Here is an 18,186-nt window from a genome sequence, read left to right as displayed (position 1 = left end):
CTTCACGGAGGCGCCCTCATGTCCACTTCCCCGCCCCTCCCCGCGTCCTCGCCCGAGCCGTCCGCCCCGCCCGTTCCCGTCGTCGGCGTCCCGGGGCCGGACGGGTACGGGCGCCTCGGGGCGGCCGAGGCGGCCATCGTCATCACCGCGATCGCCGCGGTGACCGTCCTCGCCGTCCTCGAGCGTCCCGTCCCCGCCCTGCTGACCACTCTCACCGCGGCCGCCGGCCTCCTGCTCCTGCCCGGCCGCGCCGTTCGTCTGCTCGCCGCGCTCACCGGCGGCCGCCTGTGACTCGTATTCCCGGCGCCGGCCGCCTGGCCGCCAAGCCGGTCGAACTCGCCACCCTGCGCGGCTGGCTGCGCGGGAAGAAGGCCGCCGCGGTCGTGGCGGCGCGGGCCGAGGGGAAACGGGCCACCTTCCAGTACCTCGCCGACCGCGCATGCGCCGGCGGCCCCGCCTACAAGGTGTCCGCCTGCACCCTGCGCCAGGCCCTCGACGGCCGCCTCCCCACCCTGCGCACCGTCCTCGCCTTCACGTACGGGGCCGGCGGCGACGAGAAGGACCTCCGGAGGGCCGGGGAGCTGTGGGAGGCCGCGGACCGCGCGGTCAACTTGCCGCGGAGCCGGCCCGCCCCGCACGTCCCCGGCCGCTTCACCACCCGCGCCGGACTCAACCGCGCCATGAGGCGTGTCCGCGCCACCGCGCCCGACCCCCGCCTGCGCGCACTCGCCGCGAAGGCCGGACCCGGGCTCACCCCCAGCACCCTCCACCGCCTCCTCACCGGCCAGCAGATGCCCACCGCCGACCAGCTCGCCCGGTTCGCCGCCGCCTGCGACGCCGGCGCTGAGGCCACCGCCGCGCTCCTGGCCGGACACCGGTGGATCCTCTTCGGCCCGCCGCGGCCCTTCCCCTACAGGTGCTCGGAGATCGAGTGGGAGGAGGACCGCCGCCTCGGCGATGAAGCCGCCCGGCCCTGGCTCGCCGAGAAGGAGCTCGGCTGGGACGACCAGCAGCGGCACGCCGAGGAGGAAGCCGACTTCCGGCGCCGGGTCGCCGACGCCGAGGCCGTCCTCGAAGGGCCGGAGGCCGGCGCAGGACAGGCTCATGACGGCGGCACCGAAGCGGGGTTCGACCCTGGCGGCGAAGCCGGGTGCGGCACCCTGGGCGCCGGGCTCGCCGCGATCGCCGCGCGGATCCGGTCGCCCCACGACCGGTAGCCGGCAAAACCGCTGCCCCGTGCCGTCCTCGTCACCCGCCGTCTGGTGCTGCGTGCGCCAGGACGCGGTCGACTCCGCCTGCCCGGCATGGTTCCGGCCCCCTTCTCGACGCGGTGTCACGAAGGGGGCCGGTGTCGTGTGCGGGTCAGGCCCGCAGCAGGTCAGTCCGTCTGGGGCCGGCGTGGAGGCGGTCCGTTTCTCCGCCGGCGCTCACGTTGCGAGTCGGCCGCCCGCTGAAGCGCACGGAAGGTCCCCGTCGACCGTCCAGGACCCGCCCCGGGCCCACACCCTTCGGACTCGCGCTTGTCGAACGGGCCGCCCGGTGCCCGGCCGATGCGCTGGCGTCCTTGCCGCGTTCCAAAGGAAAATGATCCTGTGAACTCCCTTGCCTGCGCTCAGCGTTCCCTCCGCGACCCCGACGTACGCCACCCCCTGTGGCCGCCGCTCACGGCCGGCGACCCCGGCACGTCCACCGACTCCGTCGCGTACCCGCTGGACATCGACTACGACTACGACCGCGTCCCGGAGGACCTGTTCACCGGCCCCGCCGCCCATGGCCTGGAACGCTGGGCGCCGCTTCTCCCCCCGCTCGCCGCGCCGGGGCTCGGCGAGGGAAACACACCGCTGGTGCGGCTCGCCGACGGGGTCTGGATCAAGGACGAGTCCCGCAACCCAACCTGGAGTCACAAGGATCGTCTGAACCGGGTGGCGGTGAGCGCCGCCGTGGCGTCCGGCGCGCGCGGGATCGTCGTGTCGTCCTCGGGCAACCACGGCGCGTCGGCCGCCGCCTACGCGGCCCGCGCGGGGCTCCCCTGCACCGTCTTCACCTCCCCCTACGCGCCCCCGGCCGTAGCCTCCCACCTGCGCGCCTACGGGGCGACCGTGCTGACCGTCCCCTACGAATCCGTACGGCCGTTGATGCGGCGGATCGTCGACGAGCTCGGTTACCAGCCGGTCAGCAGCATCACCGACACCGCGCACACCGGCCACCCCTTCGGACCCGAGGGGTACAAGACGATCGCGTACGAAATCGCCCTCGAGCTCGGCCGCGCCCCGGCAGCCGTCCACCTCCCTACCGGATACGGCGAGCTGCTGTACGGCGTCGCCAAGGGCTTCCTCAAGCTGGTCCGGCTCGGCGTCACCGACGCCGTCCCGCGCGTGTACGCCACCGAGCCGGCCGCCGCGGGCGCCCTCACCCAGGCGATGCGCACGGGCGCCGACACAGCGCGGGTCCCGGTCGGGCCGACCGCCGCGTACGCCATCGACTGCGAGATCAGCGGTTACCGCGCAGTCGTCGCCCTGCGCGAGACGAGAGGCGAGGCCCGTACCGTGACCGACGACCAGATGACCCGCGCCCAGGACGAGTTGGCGGCGCAGGGCCTGTGGTGCGAGGTGTCCGCGGCGGCCGGCCTCGCGGGCCTGCGCACCCACGGCCCGGCCGACGAGGACGGCCCCGTCGTCTGCGTGGCCACGTCCAGCGGCTACAAGGACACGGCCACGGCCCGCGACACGCACGCGCCGGTGGACCTGACGTGGGAGGAGCTGAAGACCCGGCTCACCCCGGCCCGGCCATAGCCCGCCCACGCTCCGTGAAGGGCAGGGGCAGGACGGTGTCTCCACACTCCGCGGCCGATGGCGGTGTTGGCGCCTCTCCCGACCCGCAGCCGGCAGCCGCCGGACCTGCTCAAACCGCGGCACGTCTTCCACCCCCACGTCCAGGCGCAGAGCGCAGCGGGTGGCGGTAGACGCCACCACGGCCGTCGGCCCTGAGCTCCGCCACCGCCTCGGGGCGGGTCAAGACCACGTCCAGGAAGTCGCGTTACCCCCCACGCTCGGGAGGGCAGCACCCGCCCGCCGGGGTTGGCCGGGGTCAACAGCAGCACCCGGTGCCCGTCGAACTTCTGTTATGCGCTGCTGGACGGTCCGCCGCGTTGGCATCGGGTCGCTCGGACCATGCCGCGCGGAATCGACTCGCCTCTGGTCAAGGACCCTGGCACCCTGCCCTTCATGCAGCATGCAGACCCCATCGAGCAGGCGCGACGTCTCGTCCGCAGCCGTTTCCCCGAAGCGCTCTCCGTCGTCCTCGCCGGCTCCACGGCTACCGGAAGAGCCACTGCCAGCAGCGACTTGGACATCGCGGTGCTCATCGAGGACGGCGGGGTGACCTACCGGGAGACGATCCGGTTCGAGGGACGCGTCGTAGAACTCTTCGTCCACACCCGTACCGGTCTCCTGGAGCTCTTCGCCGCAGACGTCGCCGCACGGCGGGCGGTGCTTCAGAACATGTACGCCTCCGGTCTCGTCCTGATCGACACCGACGGAGAAGCCGGGCGCGCTCGCGCTCTGGCCGAAGCGGACCTTCGTGAAGGTCCGCCCGTGTTGGAACCAGAGACGATCGATACGAAGCGCTACGGTCTGACGGATGCGCTGGACGACCTCGCCGACGCGAGCGAGCCCGTCGAGCGTCTGGCCGTGGCCGGGTACGTGCTCAGCGCCGCCGCCGATTTGCTCTGCGACCACCATCACGCATGGATCGGCGCCGGGAAGTGGTTCCCCCGCCGCCTGTTGGAAGCCGACCCACAACGCGGAGCCGCCCTTCTCGAAGGACACCACCACTTGTGCGGGTCCGGCGACCCCGCTGCACTGATCAGCGCAGCGTCGAAGGTGCTCGACCTCGTTGGCGGCCCCCTCCGCGAGGGCTACCGCAGGACCTGGCACGGCACCAACGACTCGGTTGCCGCGGCACGCTGACACAGACTGCCACCGCACACCGGACAGCTGGCAACGCTGTCCATAACTTCGCTCATAGGCAAAGCCACCCGCCAGCGTTCCGGTCAGCAGCGCGCCGCAGCCCCCGCCCGGGCCGCCAGATCCATGCAGTGGACCCCGCCTCCGGGATGCCACTCCATCACCGGCTCACCACTCCGGCCGTGCTCGGCGCACCAGCCGACCGGGACCAGGCCGCCGCAGCCATAACGCTCGCACGCGCGCCCTTCCCCCGAGCCGGCGTACGGCACCCCATGAGGCACCACCCCACCCGCCGTCCCCTCCGAGGCCGCGCCTCGCAGGCCGGCCGGCCACGCGAGCGTCACCCGCAGGCCGCCCGCCGACCCCGACCGGAACCGTCGATCACCCGCACCTCCCCCAGCACTGCCAACGGCCCCGTGCCCGCGGCCAGCCGGCGCAGCAACGCCCCCGACTCCCCGGCCGCCAGCTCGGCCAGCGCGTCGGCGTCGTCGTCGGTGGACCAGCCGGACAAGCAGTCCTCCCCGGCCGCGTCGTCGGCCAGAGCCAGCCACGGGTCATCGAAGCGGAACCGGTGCGTGGCGCCCCGGCCCCGGCCAGCACCACCGTGGCGACCGTGGGCCCCATGGGGATCTCGATCTTGTCGTGGGCCAAAAGCCAGACACCGACCGCGCGGCGGTCGAACTGCGGGTGCACGCCCGTGCCGGCCACCGGGCCGGGGAAGTCGTCGTGCCTGCGGCGCCAGCACGCGGGTTCGGCGGCGGTGGTCCCACACCACGGGCCCGATGCCGCGTCCGGCGAGCCGAAATACTACCCATTGTGTAAATCTCATACTGAGAGGCATTTCAGGAGGGTGGTGTCCGGCCGCCCCCCGGCTCACAGGGAGGATCGCATGCGACGTGCCGCAACCGTGCTGGGCGCTCTGGTCATGGCCGGCTCGCTGGCCCTGAGCCTGTCCGGCTCGGCCTGGGCCGCCGAGGGCACACTGGTCATCAGCGGGAAGACGTACAACAACCCCGGCAAGGGCTGCTACACGGGCTTGTACTCGCCCCTGTCGGTGAACAATGACCTCGACGGCGTCACCGTCCTCGTGTTCGACGACAACCAGTGCTCTCCGGGCCACCTCATCGGGGGGGCCACGGTCGAGCCCGGCCACAACGAGGTCTTCGAATCCGGCCGAGGTGTCCTCGTCCCCCACTAGTAGAGAACCCGTACGTGGGAACCCGCAGGGCACGCCCCTCATGAGCACCAACTGGCGGCCATGGAGGGGTGTCTGCGTTCGAGCCGTGGGGGGCGCTGCAGCACGAACCCGTCCCGGTTCGGAAACAGGATCCCAGGCCACCCGCTCGCTATTCGCTCCGTAGTGAAGCGAACACTTGGCGCGTTTGTCGAGCCCGCCGACGTCGCCGCCCGTCGGCAGCAGCGTCTGCCCGGCACCGCCGGCGACGCCAGGCCTGACTGCCCTGTGACGTCGATTCCTCATGCCGTCTGTCAAGCCGCGTGGACGGTCGGCGGCGTGAGCTCGCAGCACCGTCCGTCGCGGAGGAGGGCCCAGAGGACGTTGACGCGGCGGCGGGCGAGGGCAAGGACCGAGCGAAGTGGCCGGTGTGGAGGGAAGACGTACGCCAGCATGCGCGGGGCAAGCTCGGCCTGTTGGAGATGTCGCCGACCCGCAGGGGTTCATTTGACGCTCCGCGCCCACCACCAGACCCCACGTGGCCAGCCCGCGGCCGATCTTCTCAACCTCTGGGGAGCGCTGCAGGACGGCCCGTACGGTGTCGATGTCTGTCGGATGCCTGCAGAAGGCGACCATCGCGCGCTCGAGCGGATGCAGAGGTTGCTTCGCCACCTGTTCTCAAGCGCCCGGACCAGCGGGCTCGGAAGCCTGCGGTCCGATCCTGGGGTCAAGGACGATGACAAGAGTGTGCGGGCGCCATCCGGATGCGGCTCATGCTCATGACCGAGGAGCAGGCCGCCGACAGCACCAGCGCCGCCTCGGGTCACCGGCAGTGGGCCGATGACCCGGGCTCGTGTGTGGTCAGTAACCGCTGCTGTCGTAGATCCGCTGGCCGGAGTACGTGCCGCCCTGGCAGTACCAGTAGCCGCTGCTGTGTTTCACCGGGTTTCCGCCGCCGTACTTGCAGTCCGCCGAGGAAACCTGGGGTGTGGCAGCCTCGGCCGCGAAGGACCCGGTGGCGCTCATTCCTGCGAAGGCCAGGGTTGCGAGCGCCAGGCCGAGTAGTCGTCGAACGCGCATGCCTTACTCCTCTCGGGGTTAGCCCGTTGGGGCCTTCCCAGGATGACTGCGCGGGGTGTCCGTGGCATGCATGACTAGTCCAATCGGGTGATTCCGGGGAAGTGGCAGGGTGCTGCGCTGAACGCCTACAGGCCTTGGCGCGCCTGGGGAGTCCGCTGACCGGCGAGCTCGCGGCTGAGCCCTGCCGGTAGCTCTGACCGCGCTTCGTGATGACCACGCCCGGAGAAGGCCAAGTAGAACGCTCAGGGCGTAGCGTGACTGGGCGGAAATGCCAAAGCGGCTGCAAGCCCCTCGGCCGTGAGGAGGCCCGCCTGATGCTCGCGGAGGGCGTAGAGCCCTGCCCCTACTGCAGCCCCGAGGACGCACTCGGCATGAGCGGCTGACCGCCGGCCTTCAGGCGGCAGGTACGTTCGGAGGCAAGGGGCGCGGCTTCTGGCCACCAGAAGGCCGCGGCGGGGGCCACGCCCCGGCCCGTGTCCCAGAGCCAAGCGCAGGCGTTGAGCGGTTTGGCGTGGACCCCCGGCCCATCTTCCGGGGCGGCCCGCGCGTGACGGCCCTGTTCCACCGCCCGGAGGCAGGGTCGTCTCCACTCCCCCGGCTGCCTCACCATCCGAGCGCCGTCATCGGTCATCCCGCACTGCGGCCGGGCCCCGCCGAACCGGGGCACGTCATCGACGGTCGTGTCCAGGCGCAGGCGCACGTACCGGATCGGGTGCCGGTAGACGCCGCCCCGGTCGACGGAGGTGTCGGCGCTGATCCCCGCGACAAGGTCCGGTTGGACGAGGGTGGTGTCCAGGACGGCGCGGGTGCCCCAGGCCGAGGAGAACTTCGCGCCGGTCCAGGGGTGGCATGCAGCAGATCCCCCGTTACGGCCACACCGCCCATCGCGGCTGCGGCAGACAGCCGCGCGGTCGATGGCCGTGTCGGCGCCGATCTCCGCGACCAGCTCGGGGAAGATCAGGAAGATTGACTGCGGACCAGGTCGTCAACGCGCACCCGGCGGTCCGGGCCGGAGTGCAGGCGCGGTCGGCGAGTTCGAGGCCGGCGAGACCCCGGAGGCGATCGTCGCTCGCGACGCCGACAAGCTCGAGTGCCTCGTGCAGGCGGTCGAGTACCGGGAGCAGAGCCACAGCCTCACCCAGAACTGGATCGACACCAGCCTCGCCTCGTTCAAGCCGTCCGCGAAGGCCCTCTCCAACGCGGCGCTGTCGATGCCGTCGCTGGAGCGGCAGAAGAACTTCCTGCCCTGACCGGCACCGCCCCGGCGAGGTGCCCGGCGCTGTTGGGGGCCTCTTGCCGCTCGGGCAGTGCACGCGCCCGCACTCGCGTGAGGTGACACTCGCCGACGCTGGCTGGCCCCGTCATGAGAACGGCCTCCCCATGGAGGATGAGGGGAGACCGTTCTACACCAGGCTGTGCGCTGCGCCTGGTCGAGGACCTGGTGCTGTCAGTGCTTGCCGTGGTGGTCGGCCTTGTGGTGCCCGTCCGAGCCGCCGTTGTTGATGCAGGTGTTGCCGAAGGCGGGGTTGAGGATGCCGACGATGTTGACGGTGTTGCCGCAGACGTTGACCGGGATGTGGATGGGCACCTGGACGACGTTGCCGGACAGGACACCCGGAGAGCCGATGGCAGCGCCCTCTGCCGTGGCGTCGGCGGCGGCCATGCCGGCCCCGCCTGCCAGGACGGCGCCAGTGGCGGCGGTAACGGCTACGGCCTTGGCAATACGGGACATCAAGATCTCCTTGAACTCACTCTGCCGCAGGGAGGTACGGCACGGACGACGTCCCCCACAACGGCGGTAGGCGCCCGCCCGTCACGGACGATGGGCCGAACCGGTGAACTCTGCCCGCCTGGCCAATCCAGAGCGAGGCGGCTACGGCGATGGCTGCATTCCTTCGTGCTGCACTGGGCTTTGCCGAAGGTCGAGCGCCGGTACGCCGCCGGGTCAACCCCGTGCAGCGGATCCCGCCGCCGGGGTGCCACTCCATCACCGGCTCGACAGCCCGCCCGTGCTCCCGGCACCAGCCGACCGGAACGACGCCGTCGCAGTGTGCCGCTCGCAACACGCACTCCGCCCCCGGGTCGGCGTACGCCATCCCGTGACGGACCACGCCGCCGGCCGACCTCTCCGCAGCGGCGCCCCGCAGGCCGGCCGGCCACGCCAGCGTCACCCGCAGGCCGCCCGGCCCCGAACGGAGCCGGTCGATCATCCGTACCTCCCCCAGCACCGCCAACGGGCCCGTGCCCGGCGCGGTCAGCCGGCGCACCGATGCCCCGAGCTCCTCGGCCGCCAGCGCGTCGGCGTCCGCGTCGGTGGACCAACCGGACAACTGATCCTCACCATCGGCGTCCTCGGCCAGAGTCAGAGGTGGGTCGTCGAGCCGGAACCGGTGGGTACCGCCCTTGGGCCGGCCAGCACCAGCGAGGCCACCGTCGGCCCCGCGGGTGCCTCGATCTTGTCGTGGGCGAGGAGCCGGGCGACGACCTGGCGGCGGTCGAACTGCGGATGCACGTCCGTGCCGCCCACCGGGTCCTGGAAGTTGGGGCGCCGACGGCGCCAAGCTCTACCGCCTGGTCCTCGACGAGATCGGCTCCCGGGGCGAGCTGGACTGGTCCCGCTGCGCGATCGACTCGGTGAGCACGCGGACGACGAAAAGGGGGACCTGACGGGTCCGAAACCTGCCGACCGGGGCAAGTACGGTTCAAAGATCCACCTGATCACCGAACGGACCGGTCTGCCCATCTCTGCCGGGATCTCTGCGGCGAACCTGCACGACAGCCAGGCACTCGTCCCACTAGTGAAGGGCATACCGCCGATCCGGTCCCGCCGAGGACCCCGGCGGCGCAAGCCGGGAAAGCTCCACGGCAACAAGGGTTACGACTACTCCCACCTGCGACGCTGCTGGGGAGCGTCAGGTCACGTTCCACGACCACGTCTCGTCGGCGGTGACGAGACAGGCGAGAACCACCAGGTCCGCCACGCCCAGCGCGATGCCCAGGCGGGCCCGGCTTGGCCGGGCCGTGTGCCGCCGAAGGGCGAGTACGCCGAGGACGACGGCGGTCGGACCGAGGAGCAGGTTCATCACGAGCAGGCCCACGAGGCCCAGGACGAAGGCCGCGACGGCCATCGCGTCGCCGTCCCGGGCGCGGACCCGGGTCGCGGTGCGGGCGGGGGACTCGGTTCGAGAGCTCATCGCCGGCCCCCTCGTCCGGAGTGCGGCAGTCCTGGCAGGCGGCGGTCCGAGGAGCGCTCGCGCGCGAGGAAGACGGCGAGCCAGAGGGCGATGGCCAGGCCGGCCACCACGCTGACGGGAACGGGAACGTGAGCCACGGTGCCGAGGACGACCCCGAACACCAGCAACGCACCTACGAGGAAGAGCATGAGACGTCCTCCTATTGAGGTAACAGTTGTACACTGACTACCCAGTTCAGTTTGCCTCATGCTGGCGCCGCCCGATGTGACGCGGTTGACTTCGCGTCATGTGTCCGCACACCGGGGTCCGCGAGACCCAGCGCCGCCGGACCCGGCGCGCCCTCCTCGACGCGGCCTTGTCGGAGCTGGAGGAGCGCAGCCTCGGCAGTCTCGGCCTCAGAGAGATCGCCCGGGCAGCCGGGGTCACTCCCACCGCCTTCTACCGCCACTTCCGGGGCGTGGGCGACCTGGGAGCCGCGCTGGTCGAGGAGGCGCTGGCGAGCCTGCACGAGACGGTGCGCGGCATCCTCGCCGCGACCGGGGACGCCGAGCAGCGCGGTGACGCCGCGGTGGGGCTCATCGCCGAACTGGTGCGCAGCCGGCCCGCGCACGTCCGTTTCCTGGTGCGCGAGCGCCACGGCGGGGTACCGGCGGTACGCGAGGCCATCGCCGGGCAACTCGACGCCTTCGCCGAGGAGATAGGGGCCGCGCTCGGGGCCGATCCCCTGAGCGCGGACTGGGACGCCGACGACGTGATGATGCTCTCGCGGCTCCTGGTGGACCACATGTTCATGACGGCCTCGGCGTTCCTCGCCGCCTCGTTGCGGGGCGAGGACTGGACGGCCGCCCTCGGCACGGCCCGCCGCCAGCTCCGCCTGATCCATCTGGGGCGGGTGCACTGGGCCGGGTGACGTGGCGGGGCGGCCTGGGGACGTTCTTACGCGGCCGGGTTCCGCGCCGCGTCCGGGTCCGGGGCCACGACCAGGAAGGCGTCCCTCTCCAGGTCCATCACCACGGTCGCCCGCTCGCCCCGCTCCCGGCACCGGGCCGCGTACTCCTCGGCGAACCAGCTTCCGTGCGGATGACCGGCGGGAAAGGAGTCCAACACCTTCGTAGCGCGCACCGCCACCACCTCCTGAGCGACGAACCGTCCTCACGGGCCTGTGCCCCGAGCCCCGGGGCCCATGCACGTCGCCCCGCGGGCCGGTCTCGTTCCACAACCGGGGGTTTACGGTCGCCGGACGCGAGCAAGAGAGCGTTCACGACCGAGCCGGTACATCTACGAGGAGGTCCCCATGTCGGGTGAACAGAAGGCCAAGGCACACGCCGAGCAGGCCAAGGGCAAGGCCGAGGAAGCCGTCGGCCGCGCCGTCGGCAACGACCGTATGGTCGCCGAGGGCCGCGCCGACCAGTCCAAGGGCGACGCACGCCAGGCCAAGGAGAAGACCAAGGACGCCTTCCGCCACTGATCCGGCGCAGGTGCCCTTGCACGGCCGGGCCCCGACCCCCTCCCCCTGGGTCGGGGGCCTCGCCGTGCCCGGGAGCACCCCGCGGCCGTCGGGCCCCGCGCCGCCGCTACAGCAGGCGCGCCTCTTCCACGCTGTCCACGATCCGGAAGAGGTCGCCGGCCTGGGTCAGGTCGAGCACCCGGTTCAGGCGGTGCGGAGTGGGACCGATGAGGACCAGACGCCCCGTACGCAGCAGCCACAGCAGCAGGTTGAGGAGGGTAGAGTCCGCGAACTCCAGGCCGGTGACGTCGAGCGCGATCCACCGCACGGCCGCATCGGCCACCGCGGCCTCGGCGGCCGACCGCAGAGGCCCGAGGGTGTCTTGGTCGAACTCGCCGGAGCAGACGATGACCCGCGCGCCGGGCTCGTCGCAGAGGACCTCGACCCGCTGCTCCACCAGCCCCACCCCGCATCCGCCACCGGTCCGGCCCCTCACCAGGATGCCCACCGTCGGCAGCCGACAACCAGCCGGTGGCGGCAGGTGGTTCCGGCCGGGACCGGCGCCCCGGCCCGGATCGCCTTTCGAGGGCGTGCTCATCCTGCGCCGGCGCCCGTCCCCGGGTGCCGGCGGTGGCGCGGCCAGGCCGTCAGGGGCGCCTGGAGTTGCGCCACTTCGCGGGGCGTGAGGAACTCAAGGGCTTCCGCGGCATCGCCACCCGATACGAGAAGACCGCCACCTCCTTCGAAACAGCGGTCACGCTCGCATCAATCCTGCTCTGGGCAAGATCAATTTGAAGACGGACCCTAAGGCCCCATGGTCTCTCACCCCATCGCAGCTCCCGCCCGGAGCCGCTCACGCCAACCGCGCGCTACCGTGCAGTTCACACGGAAGGGAGCGACAGATCGATCATGAACGACGAGACGATCAAGGTGGGCGACATCTTGCGTGTCAGCTGCGCCTTCACTCCCACACGGGTGGTCGAGATCTCGGACTGGCACGTGTCCATCGTCTGGCCATGGGAGCAGATCGATCCTGACTCTGAAGTCCGGTGGAACGGACAGTACGCCATCCCTCGGAGGCAAGGCTCCTCCGAGTCTCGGCTCAGCCTCTTCCAGACCGATCCTGCCCCCTGGACGCTCTCTGCGGGCGACAGCTGCGGCGTGGGTATTCCCGAGCAGTTGGTACGGGTGATCGACATCGGGAATTGCGATCCACCTCAAGACGTTGGGTGGCTGCCGCGGCCCCGCATGATGTTGATCGTGCTCCCCGTCGATTACGAGGACCCCCAGGGTCTCGCTGAGGGCGACACGATCTCCGTACCATCCGTGGCGCCGGTCAGGTTCAAGCTCGTGTAGCAGCAACCTGCTCCAGCGGGGTAACAGGCGTGTGCTTGATCGGTCCGGTAGTCGCGGATCAACGCAACTGCGGCTGCAGTGCTCACGCGGGTCTTGCCGCCCCTACGGCAGGCGGGTGACGCCGCCCGAGCAGCCCTCGGCCGGCTGGTAGTCGGACCGGCCACCCGGCCCGAGCGGCGAGCGTCCGGACTGCACCGCCCCACACGGGGCTCGTGCTCACTCCCGCGCTGCGGGCCGAACTCCCGTGAAGATCACCCCCAACGACGAGCACGACGACGGGAGCGACACCCTGCGGGTGGGGCGGCACGACCTGGAGCGGCTGCTGCTGGAGTTCCGTTGATCCCGCGGGAGGTCTGTCCATGTCGCTGTGCGGCTTCCGTTGGGCGGAGCGGGAGGGCCAGCGCGTGAGCGGCTTGCCGGATTGCCGCGAGTGCCGACGCGAGGTCCAGCTCGGTGCCGAACGATCCCGCGGCCGCTGGTGACTACCGGGCGGCTGCGAGGTCTACCGGGCTGTCGTCAAGTCCCGTCACCACACCCCGGAGCACCTGATCCAGATCACCTCCGACGAGGATCCTGCTCGACCGCTGCGGATGAAGCACCGACCGGTGGGCGGTGCTCGCCGCCGCGATGACCTTCGAGTACAACGAAGAGCGACATTTGGGCAGTTCCTGGACTCCCTGGACCCCGCACCCGCCGGTGGCAGCCGCTCCCCTCGCCCATCGGCGGGGTGGACAACCAGCTGTCCACGACAGGCGTGGGCCGGCCTACCGCTGCGGCGGGCCGTCAGCGAGTTCCCCAGTCACCGGGCTGCCTGTCGGTACGGTGGGCCCGCGCGCCGAACGCGAGAAGGAACGGGCGTCGGCCGTGAGGACAGGGCGGAGGAGGACGGGGTGACGGAGGCTGTGACAGGCGAGCTGGACGAGCGGGTGCTGGGGCGCCGCTGGACCGTGCGTCTGGACCCCGCCGGCCGTGGCAGTGCGGCGGTGCGCGTCTCGTGCAGCCGACCGTCCTGTGCCGATCAGCGTCTGCCGTCCGCGGCCGCCGGCCGCACGGCCGCAGCAGCCCACGTCGCGTCCCACCTACGGACGGCACCCGCTCCCCGGCCCGACGCGTACTGCGCGTGCCGGGCCGACAACTGCCGTGCCCACCTGCGGCCCACCAGCCGACATGAGCGCGCGCAGCCCTGGCGGTGCGGCGGCGCGATCGTCCTGGCCGTGGTCGCCGATCGGGAAGGGCGCTGGTGGCAGGTACTGGAGTGCTGTTCCCGCTGCGCGGCCGCCACGCCCGGCGCGAAGGTCATCCTCGCGGCCCCGGCTGCCACCGGCCCGGCCACTGCCGAACGCCCGGCAACCGCTCCCACGAGCACCCCGCAGTTCTGCCACCCCTCCGCACCGGCGGCAGGTCTGCGGGAGGTGCCGGCGCCCCGCTCGGCACCTGCGCGCAACCGCCCGCCGCAGGCGAAGATCGCGCAACGGGTCATCCCCCACGACCTGCGACCCGTCACCCTTCGGGATGAACTCGTCGAACTGGGGGATCTCTTCCGTGCCTACCAGCAGCGGACCGAGCCGGATCTCGCGCTGCTCGCCGAACTCCAGGAACGCAAGGCCCGCGCCTTCACCGCCTGGGCCGATGCCACCTGCGAAGGTGCCCTGCGATGGGAGGCCCGGCGGGCCGAGCAGGCCGCTGCCACCGCCCGCCTCCAGCACCAACAGCGCACCGGTGGCATCACCAGCGACGACGGGCCGGCCGTAGCCCGGCTGCTGACCGTCGCGGCGCAGTGGGAGCACGCCCGTTCTGTGCTGGCGTACGTGGCCGACCACTCCCCGCTGCCGGGTCCGGAAGCACGGCTGCTGGTGCTGATGCTGACCCTGCGCACCGCGCACACCGGCAGCGGCAACCTCGTCGGCCAGGACATCACCGCGCTGGGGCTGACCGAGCCCAAGGACCTGGTCGAGAGGCTGGCCGGCCGTGGCTGGCTTCAGCTGCCCGGCACCGTCGGCGACCTGCTCGCCTCCCGGCCGGCGAACCCCACCCCGGTCACCGTCCCCTCCCTAGCACCCGGTGAGGACGGGACGGGCCCGTTCACGTTCGGCAAGAAGATGCGGCCCAAGCTCTCCGGCTGGGCTCAGAGCGTCGTCTCGGACAAGAAGCTCCGCAAGGCCAAAGCCACCGCCGGCGCCCGGCTGCTCGCCCTGACGCTGGCAACCCAGAGCAGCGCATCGGGATCCCTCGGCCCCGGCGGTCACGGCATCGCCCTAAACGCCCTCGCCGCCCGGGTCCAGGTCGACTCCGACGAGCTGCAGCAGCTGGTCGACCAGCTGACCGCAGCGGACTGGCTCACCGCAGCCGCCCTCACCAGCACCCAGCTCAGCGGGCAGCTCACCGAACGGGTCCTCCCCCTCACCTGCCCCCTCCCCGCAGCCGACACCCAGTAGCCCGGAAGCCTTGGGCAAGCCAGGCCCGCCCGCTGGTCAGGATGGTGCCGAGGGCGGTGTCCATCGCGGAGCGGACCACCGCGTACCGGATGACGGCCTCGCCGTCGGTTCGGTCGAGGCGCAGTCGAAGGTGACGGCGGCTCGATGCTGCGGTCAGTCCCGCAGGTCCGCGTCGCTGAGGGTCGCCGGCTGGTCCAGGTCGCCGTGCAACATGGCTTTGGGCTGCTTGGGTGGTGCCGGGCCGGACGGGATTCGGAACCTCATCTGCAAGGTTGTGGCGCACAATCAGATCGCAGGTCCTGGGCTACTGGCCATTTGGGTGTTGCATCTTCTGCCATACGACGTCGCGTGTGGGGGGCAGTTCGGTGAAGCGGATGCCCGTGGCGTCGCGCAGTGCGTTGGCGTCCTCGGTGCGGGGGTTGAAGGCGACGGACCGGGGCGAGCCGTGCCGGTGGCCCTCGACGGTCAGTCAGTCCTGGGCGCCCTTGGCGTGGGCGGCCTCGCACAGCCTTCAGGGTGACGGTGCGTTGTCTTCGAATGATCTTGTCTAGTGGTGTCACAGGGTTGGATGTCCGTGGAGGTCGCGGAGGGCAGCAGCACCGACCGTGGGACGGGAGCTCAGGGTGGTGACGATGCTTTTCGGAGGGTGGGTCGATGAGGGTGATCCCACGTCTGCACTTCGCTCTCGCGCCGGTCACCTGGTCGGCCGATGTCGCGCGGAGGCCGACCGGGGCGCGGCCTACCAGTGGGTGAGGTCGAGTACCTGCACGCAGTGGGGGTCCGTCTCGTCCGACGGGTTGTACTGCAGTTGGTCGTTGGCGATGAGGCTGGGAAGGACCGCGGACAGGTCCGTGATGGCGGAGATCACCGTTCCGTGGCGGTCGCGCAGGGCGACGTCGAGGCCGACGGTGTCCGGCAGGCCGCCGCCGGTGAGGTACAGGCGTGCGCGTTCCTCGTGGAGCAGGAGGAAGCCCAGCAGGACGAGCCCGTCCTGGTTGTCGATGTCCGCGCTCGGCGCGAAGCCGGTGGCGGCCGCGTGGAGGGCGTCCGTGAGGTCGGGTGCCGCGGGGTGGGCGTCCAGGATGAGTCGTACGGTTTCCGCCGGCAGCACGGGGATGCCGGGTGTGTCCGCGGGTCCGGCCGTGGCGAGAGGCCGGTCGCCCGGGGCGTGCCGTACGAGCTGTCGTAGGGCGGCAGGCAGCGCGGCGGCGGGGCCTCCTCCCGTCGCGGTCCAGCAGGGGGATGTCGTACGCCGTCGACTCGGTCGGCGCGGCGCCGTCGCCCACGACGACGCGTACGAGGTATCGATGACGCCGCAGGGGCAGTACACCCCTGACCACGGGGCCGCCGCCCAGCCGGTTCGTCCTCCCAGCGTGCCGCGGGCTGCGCGGATCCCTCGTCATCGGGGGAGGGCGTCTTCAGCAAAGTGCTGCCAGCCGAAGTACCTGTTGCCTTCCCTGGTCGGGATGTGCTTGCCTTCGCCGTCCGTGCTGACGAACCTCACCACGCTCCAGTGCTGCCTTCGGCCAGGGAGCGGTTCAGCGGGAGGGGGCGGTCACGGGCGGCGCGGACTGCAGGATCAGGCCTTCGGACCGGGCACGACCCGCGTTCCGGTCCGGGACGGCCTGGGGGGTGTGCCTGAGCATTACGGGCCGTGGGCCACCCTGCATACGCGTTTTCGCAGGTGGACGAGGAACGGGACGTTCGACCGGATGCTGCGGGCCGCTCAGGCGAAGGCGGACCCGGCGGGCGACACCATGTGGCTGGTGTCGGTCGGCTCCACGATCGTCCGCGCCCACCAGCACGCCGCCAGGGCCCGAAAAGGGGGCTCCGCGGCCCGGCCCGGCCCTCGGCCGGTCCAGAGGCGGCCTGACCATCTAGATCCACCTGGCCTGCGATGGCCGGGGCCGACCGCTCGCTTCGTCGTGACGGGCGGCAACACCAACGACCGCACACGGTTCACCACCGTGATGGAAGCGATCCGGGTACCCCGTCTCGGACCCGGGCGCCCCCGCATCCGGCCTGATCACGTCCTCGGCGACAAGGGCTACAGCTCGAAAGCAATCCGCAGGTGGCTCCGTTGCCGCGGCATCCCGCACACGATCCCCGAGCGGGCCGACCAGGTCCGAAACCGGGCCCGACGAGGCAGCAGGGGAAGCCGCCCGCCGGCCCTTCGACCGCGAGGCTTACAAGCACCGCAACGTCGTGGAACGGTGCTTCAACCGCCTCAAGCACTGGCGCGGCGTCGCCACCCGCTACGACAAGACCGCCCAGCCCTACGAAGCAGCCGTCACCCTCGCCTCACTCCTGACGTGGGCGTGACATTTGGCGACAGACCTAGCCACCTCATGGCAGCAGCTTGGTCACGCAGTGACAGCCAAGATCAGCATCACTACACGGTGAGAGCAGGGACGACCGCGCGGACCCGGCTGGCGCCCCACCAGTGCCACCTGCCCACCCATTCACACAAGGTTGCGCCAGCAGTGTCATCGGCGCCGCACCGGCGCAGGTCAGTGCTCGGGGTCGGGTCGGTCGGGAGGGCCGGGGTTTCCGAGGGCGAGGCACCATGGACAGCCGTCGGCGTCGCTCGTGCCGCGTGCTTGCCGGGGCAGGGGCAGGGGGAAGCCCGCCCGGTATTCATCGTGGAGTGGACGGATCGATCCCGCTTCCCACAGGGGTGGAGTGGCCGCTTCCGCTGCGCCCGCTTCAGCGAGGCGACGTGTCACCCGCATCAGCGCCGCTCGCACCTTGCTCGCCATCCGCGCTACCGCCGGCCGGATGCGGCGGCGGGCGGCCGACCATGGGCCGCCGCCGTCGGGTAGGTCACCACAGAGGTCGTACTCGCGTACCTTCACGAATTGAGCTGCTCCCTGCATGAAAAAAGAATAGATGGATGATATTTCTTTTGTTTTGGGTACTTCTCGCCATTTCACCAAACGCCTAGCACGAAGGTGCGTCGAACGTGAATTACGCGGGTGACCGCAGTTCAAGGCCAGCACGTTTGGGAGATCCGGCAATGTACGGATTGCCGGGGTTTTTGCATGGCCGAAGTTGTGCGGATTGCCGGGGTTTTCTAGGGATCCGCGATATCAGCCACGCTTGCGTGCACGATCTGCCGGAATGAGTATTTCGTGGCATTCCGGCCGAGGTCAGCGGTGCATCGCCACAGCGCAGTAGCGGCGTGCAGTCACGGATGGAAGGGCGGCACCCACAGCTCGTGGACGACCTGGAGCGGCTCCGCAGGCATGCGGGCGGATGCACCGGCGGGCTTCTCCAGTGGTGCCGCCGCTTGTCGGCGGGCCAGATGAAGGGCGTCAACATGGCAGGACAGGACGTGCTCGAAGCGTTGTCGGCGCCTCAGTTCCAGGGTGTCCACGTGCCACAGCCGGCCGGTCCCTGATGAGGTCAAAGCGGTGCAACCGGCGCCCAGGGTAGCGGAGATCAGCACGATCCAGGGGAGGAGGTGTGCCACAGCTGGTCCTTTCGAAGGCAGATGCTCGAGGCGGCGCACACGATCAGTCCCCTCGATTGCCCG

The 18,186-nt window shown here is 71.2% G+C and carries 21 protein-coding genes and 3 pseudogenes; 14 read left to right on the top strand and 10 right to left on the bottom strand.

Translation table 11 applies throughout. The annotated features are described in order from the left end of the window. Positions 1 to 18: 18 nt before the first annotated feature. The 4 genes from ACZ4WZ_RS20380 (at position 19) to ACZ4WZ_RS20365 (ending at position 3,968) form a co-directional block, all read left to right on the top strand. Entirely contained in the window at positions 19 to 291 is a 273-nt protein-coding gene (locus ACZ4WZ_RS20380; RefSeq protein WP_467892221.1) for a hypothetical protein, read from the top strand. Continuing rightward, positions 288 to 1,217, top strand: coding sequence for a helix-turn-helix domain-containing protein (locus tag ACZ4WZ_RS20375; protein WP_467892219.1), 930 nt, complete (start codon positions 288 to 290; stop codon positions 1,215 to 1,217). Before ACZ4WZ_RS20380 ends, ACZ4WZ_RS20375 begins: the two co-directional genes overlap by 4 nt. Before the next feature lie 333 nt (positions 1,218 to 1,550). Beyond that, positions 1,551 to 2,792, top strand: a complete 1,242-nt coding sequence (locus tag ACZ4WZ_RS20370) for a threonine synthase (RefSeq protein WP_467892217.1) — start codon at positions 1,551 to 1,553, stop codon at positions 2,790 to 2,792. 432 nt (positions 2,793 to 3,224) lie between these two features. Continuing rightward, positions 3,225 to 3,968: a nucleotidyltransferase domain-containing protein gene (locus ACZ4WZ_RS20365; protein ID WP_467892215.1), complete on the top strand. Its 744-nt coding sequence runs from the start codon at positions 3,225 to 3,227 to the stop codon at positions 3,966 to 3,968. Positions 3,969 to 4,305: 337 nt separating this feature from the next. Here the strand turns inward: ACZ4WZ_RS20365 and ACZ4WZ_RS20360 are convergent, their stop codons facing one another. Continuing rightward, a complete protein-coding gene (locus ACZ4WZ_RS20360) occupies positions 4,306 to 4,476 on the bottom strand; it encodes a hypothetical protein (RefSeq protein WP_467892212.1) in 171 nt (56 codons plus the stop codon). 378 nt (positions 4,477 to 4,854) lie between these two features. Here ACZ4WZ_RS20360 and ACZ4WZ_RS20355 point away from each other — a divergent pair, with 378 nt between their 5' ends. After that, positions 4,855 to 5,163, top strand: a complete 309-nt coding sequence (locus tag ACZ4WZ_RS20355) for a hypothetical protein (RefSeq protein ID WP_467892210.1) — start codon at positions 4,855 to 4,857, stop codon at positions 5,161 to 5,163. A gap of 837 nt (positions 5,164 to 6,000) precedes the next feature. Here the strand turns inward: ACZ4WZ_RS20355 and ACZ4WZ_RS20350 are convergent. After that, entirely contained in the window at positions 6,001 to 6,219 is a 219-nt protein-coding gene (locus tag ACZ4WZ_RS20350; RefSeq protein ID WP_362628075.1) for a hypothetical protein, read from the bottom strand. 209 nt (positions 6,220 to 6,428) lie between these two features. On the opposite strand from ACZ4WZ_RS20350, the gene ACZ4WZ_RS20345 reads away from it, so the two are divergent. The 3 genes and pseudogenes from ACZ4WZ_RS20345 (at position 6,429) to ACZ4WZ_RS20335 (ending at position 7,469) form a co-directional block, all read left to right on the top strand. Beyond that, a complete protein-coding gene (locus ACZ4WZ_RS20345) occupies positions 6,429 to 6,602 on the top strand; it encodes a DUF6233 domain-containing protein (protein ID WP_467892417.1) in 174 nt (57 codons plus the stop codon). A gap of 531 nt (positions 6,603 to 7,133) precedes the next feature. Further along, positions 7,134 to 7,310, top strand: a pseudogene (locus ACZ4WZ_RS20340) (hypothetical protein); the annotation flags it as partial. Between the two features lie 6 nt (positions 7,311 to 7,316). Beyond that, positions 7,317 to 7,469 carry a hypothetical protein gene (locus ACZ4WZ_RS20335; protein ID WP_467892423.1) on the top strand — a complete coding sequence of 51 codons (153 nt, stop codon included), beginning with the start codon at positions 7,317 to 7,319 and terminating at the stop codon, positions 7,467 to 7,469. A 197-nt stretch (positions 7,470 to 7,666) separates the two neighbouring features. Here the strand turns inward: ACZ4WZ_RS20335 and ACZ4WZ_RS20330 are convergent, their stop codons facing one another. Then, the gene (locus tag ACZ4WZ_RS20330) at positions 7,667 to 7,951 is read right to left on the bottom strand and encodes a chaplin (protein WP_467892208.1); all 285 of its coding nucleotides are present in this window, start codon (positions 7,949 to 7,951) and stop codon (positions 7,667 to 7,669) included. A gap of 630 nt (positions 7,952 to 8,581) precedes the next feature. After that, complete coding sequence (locus ACZ4WZ_RS20325) at positions 8,582 to 8,746, bottom strand: hypothetical protein (protein WP_467892206.1); 165 nt, start codon at positions 8,744 to 8,746, stop codon at positions 8,582 to 8,584. A 29-nt stretch (positions 8,747 to 8,775) separates the two neighbouring features. On the opposite strand from ACZ4WZ_RS20325, the pseudogene ACZ4WZ_RS20320 reads away from it, so the two are divergent. Continuing rightward, positions 8,776 to 9,123, top strand: a pseudogene (locus tag ACZ4WZ_RS20320) (transposase); the annotation flags it as partial. 8 nt (positions 9,124 to 9,131) lie between these two features. Here the strand turns inward: ACZ4WZ_RS20320 and ACZ4WZ_RS20315 are convergent. Next, positions 9,132 to 9,413 (bottom strand): DUF4190 domain-containing protein, encoded by a 282-nt coding sequence (locus ACZ4WZ_RS20315; RefSeq protein ID WP_467892203.1) that lies wholly within the window; start codon positions 9,411 to 9,413, stop codon positions 9,132 to 9,134. After that, positions 9,410 to 9,601, bottom strand: coding sequence for a hypothetical protein (locus tag ACZ4WZ_RS20310; protein WP_467892201.1), 192 nt, complete (start codon positions 9,599 to 9,601; stop codon positions 9,410 to 9,412). The genes ACZ4WZ_RS20315 and ACZ4WZ_RS20310 overlap by 4 nt, the downstream gene beginning before the upstream one ends. 98 nt (positions 9,602 to 9,699) lie before the next feature. Between ACZ4WZ_RS20310 and ACZ4WZ_RS20305 the strand changes: the two genes are divergently transcribed. Next, positions 9,700 to 10,323 carry a TetR family transcriptional regulator gene (locus tag ACZ4WZ_RS20305; RefSeq protein ID WP_467892199.1) on the top strand — a complete coding sequence of 208 codons (624 nt, stop codon included), beginning with the start codon at positions 9,700 to 9,702 and terminating at the stop codon, positions 10,321 to 10,323. Positions 10,324 to 10,349: 26 nt separating this feature from the next. Here ACZ4WZ_RS20305 and ACZ4WZ_RS20300 read toward each other — a convergent pair whose 3' ends face one another. Further along, a complete protein-coding gene (locus ACZ4WZ_RS20300) occupies positions 10,350 to 10,535 on the bottom strand; it encodes a hypothetical protein (protein WP_388944296.1) in 186 nt (61 codons plus the stop codon). Positions 10,536 to 10,707: 172 nt separating this feature from the next. Between ACZ4WZ_RS20300 and ACZ4WZ_RS20295 the strand changes: the two genes are divergently transcribed. After that, complete coding sequence (locus tag ACZ4WZ_RS20295; RefSeq protein WP_467892197.1) at positions 10,708 to 10,881, top strand: CsbD family protein; 174 nt, start codon at positions 10,708 to 10,710, stop codon at positions 10,879 to 10,881. Between the two features lie 106 nt (positions 10,882 to 10,987). On the opposite strand, the gene ACZ4WZ_RS20290 is transcribed toward ACZ4WZ_RS20295, so the two are convergent. After that, the gene (locus ACZ4WZ_RS20290) at positions 10,988 to 11,368 is read right to left on the bottom strand and encodes an STAS domain-containing protein (RefSeq protein WP_467892195.1); all 381 of its coding nucleotides are present in this window, start codon (positions 11,366 to 11,368) and stop codon (positions 10,988 to 10,990) included. A gap of 401 nt (positions 11,369 to 11,769) precedes the next feature. Between ACZ4WZ_RS20290 and ACZ4WZ_RS20285 the strand changes: the two genes are divergently transcribed. Together ACZ4WZ_RS20285 and ACZ4WZ_RS20280 are read left to right on the top strand one after the other, a co-directional pair. Further along, a complete protein-coding gene (locus ACZ4WZ_RS20285) occupies positions 11,770 to 12,216 on the top strand; it encodes a hypothetical protein (protein ID WP_467892193.1) in 447 nt (148 codons plus the stop codon). Between the two features lie 890 nt (positions 12,217 to 13,106). After that, on the top strand, positions 13,107 to 14,651 hold the full coding sequence (locus tag ACZ4WZ_RS20280; protein ID WP_467892191.1) for a hypothetical protein: 1,545 nt from the start codon (positions 13,107 to 13,109) through the stop codon (positions 14,649 to 14,651). 739 nt (positions 14,652 to 15,390) lie between these two features. Here ACZ4WZ_RS20280 and ACZ4WZ_RS20275 read toward each other — a convergent pair. Further along, positions 15,391 to 15,762 (bottom strand): hypothetical protein, encoded by a 372-nt coding sequence (locus ACZ4WZ_RS20275; protein ID WP_467892189.1) that lies wholly within the window; start codon positions 15,760 to 15,762, stop codon positions 15,391 to 15,393. Between the two features lie 355 nt (positions 15,763 to 16,117). Between ACZ4WZ_RS20275 and ACZ4WZ_RS20270 the strand changes: the two are divergent. Continuing rightward, a pseudogene (locus ACZ4WZ_RS20270) lies at positions 16,118 to 16,973 on the top strand (IS5 family transposase). A gap of 865 nt (positions 16,974 to 17,838) precedes the next feature. Here ACZ4WZ_RS20270 and ACZ4WZ_RS20265 read toward each other — a convergent pair. Further along, positions 17,839 to 18,123, bottom strand: a complete 285-nt coding sequence (locus ACZ4WZ_RS20265) for a hypothetical protein (RefSeq protein ID WP_467892186.1) — start codon at positions 18,121 to 18,123, stop codon at positions 17,839 to 17,841. Positions 18,124 to 18,186 lie beyond the last annotated feature (63 nt).

The organism is Streptomyces sp. NPDC029122, from assembly GCF_055569445.1.
This window is presented reverse-complemented; position numbering and strand designations above follow the sequence as displayed.

Bases quoted from the DNA above. Each gene is read 5' to 3' on its own strand.
- ACZ4WZ_RS20380 (WP_467892221.1), top strand. From the start codon at position 19: ATGTCCACTTCCCCGCCCCTCCCCGCGTCCTCGCCCGAGCCGTCCGCC.
- ACZ4WZ_RS20370 (WP_467892217.1), top strand. From the start codon at position 1,551: ATGCGCTGGCGTCCTTGCCGCGTTCCAAAGGAAAATGATCCTGTGAAC.
- ACZ4WZ_RS20365 (WP_467892215.1), top strand. From the start codon at position 3,225: ATGCAGCATGCAGACCCCATCGAGCAGGCGCGACGTCTCGTCCGCAGC.
- ACZ4WZ_RS20355 (WP_467892210.1), top strand. From the start codon at position 4,855: ATGCGACGTGCCGCAACCGTGCTGGGCGCTCTGGTCATGGCCGGCTCG.
- ACZ4WZ_RS20350 (WP_362628075.1), bottom strand. From the start codon at position 6,219: ATGCGCGTTCGACGACTACTCGGCCTGGCGCTCGCAACCCTGGCCTTC.
- ACZ4WZ_RS20345 (WP_467892417.1), top strand. From the start codon at position 6,429: ATGACCACGCCCGGAGAAGGCCAAGTAGAACGCTCAGGGCGTAGCGTG.
- ACZ4WZ_RS20330 (WP_467892208.1), bottom strand. From the start codon at position 7,951: ATGTCCCGTATTGCCAAGGCCGTAGCCGTTACCGCCGCCACTGGCGCC.
- ACZ4WZ_RS20315 (WP_467892203.1), bottom strand. From the start codon at position 9,413: ATGAGCTCTCGAACCGAGTCCCCCGCCCGCACCGCGACCCGGGTCCGC.
- ACZ4WZ_RS20310 (WP_467892201.1), bottom strand. From the start codon at position 9,601: ATGCTCTTCCTCGTAGGTGCGTTGCTGGTGTTCGGGGTCGTCCTCGGC.
- ACZ4WZ_RS20305 (WP_467892199.1), top strand. From the start codon at position 9,700: ATGTGTCCGCACACCGGGGTCCGCGAGACCCAGCGCCGCCGGACCCGG.
- ACZ4WZ_RS20295 (WP_467892197.1), top strand. From the start codon at position 10,708: ATGTCGGGTGAACAGAAGGCCAAGGCACACGCCGAGCAGGCCAAGGGC.
- ACZ4WZ_RS20285 (WP_467892193.1), top strand. From the start codon at position 11,770: ATGAACGACGAGACGATCAAGGTGGGCGACATCTTGCGTGTCAGCTGC.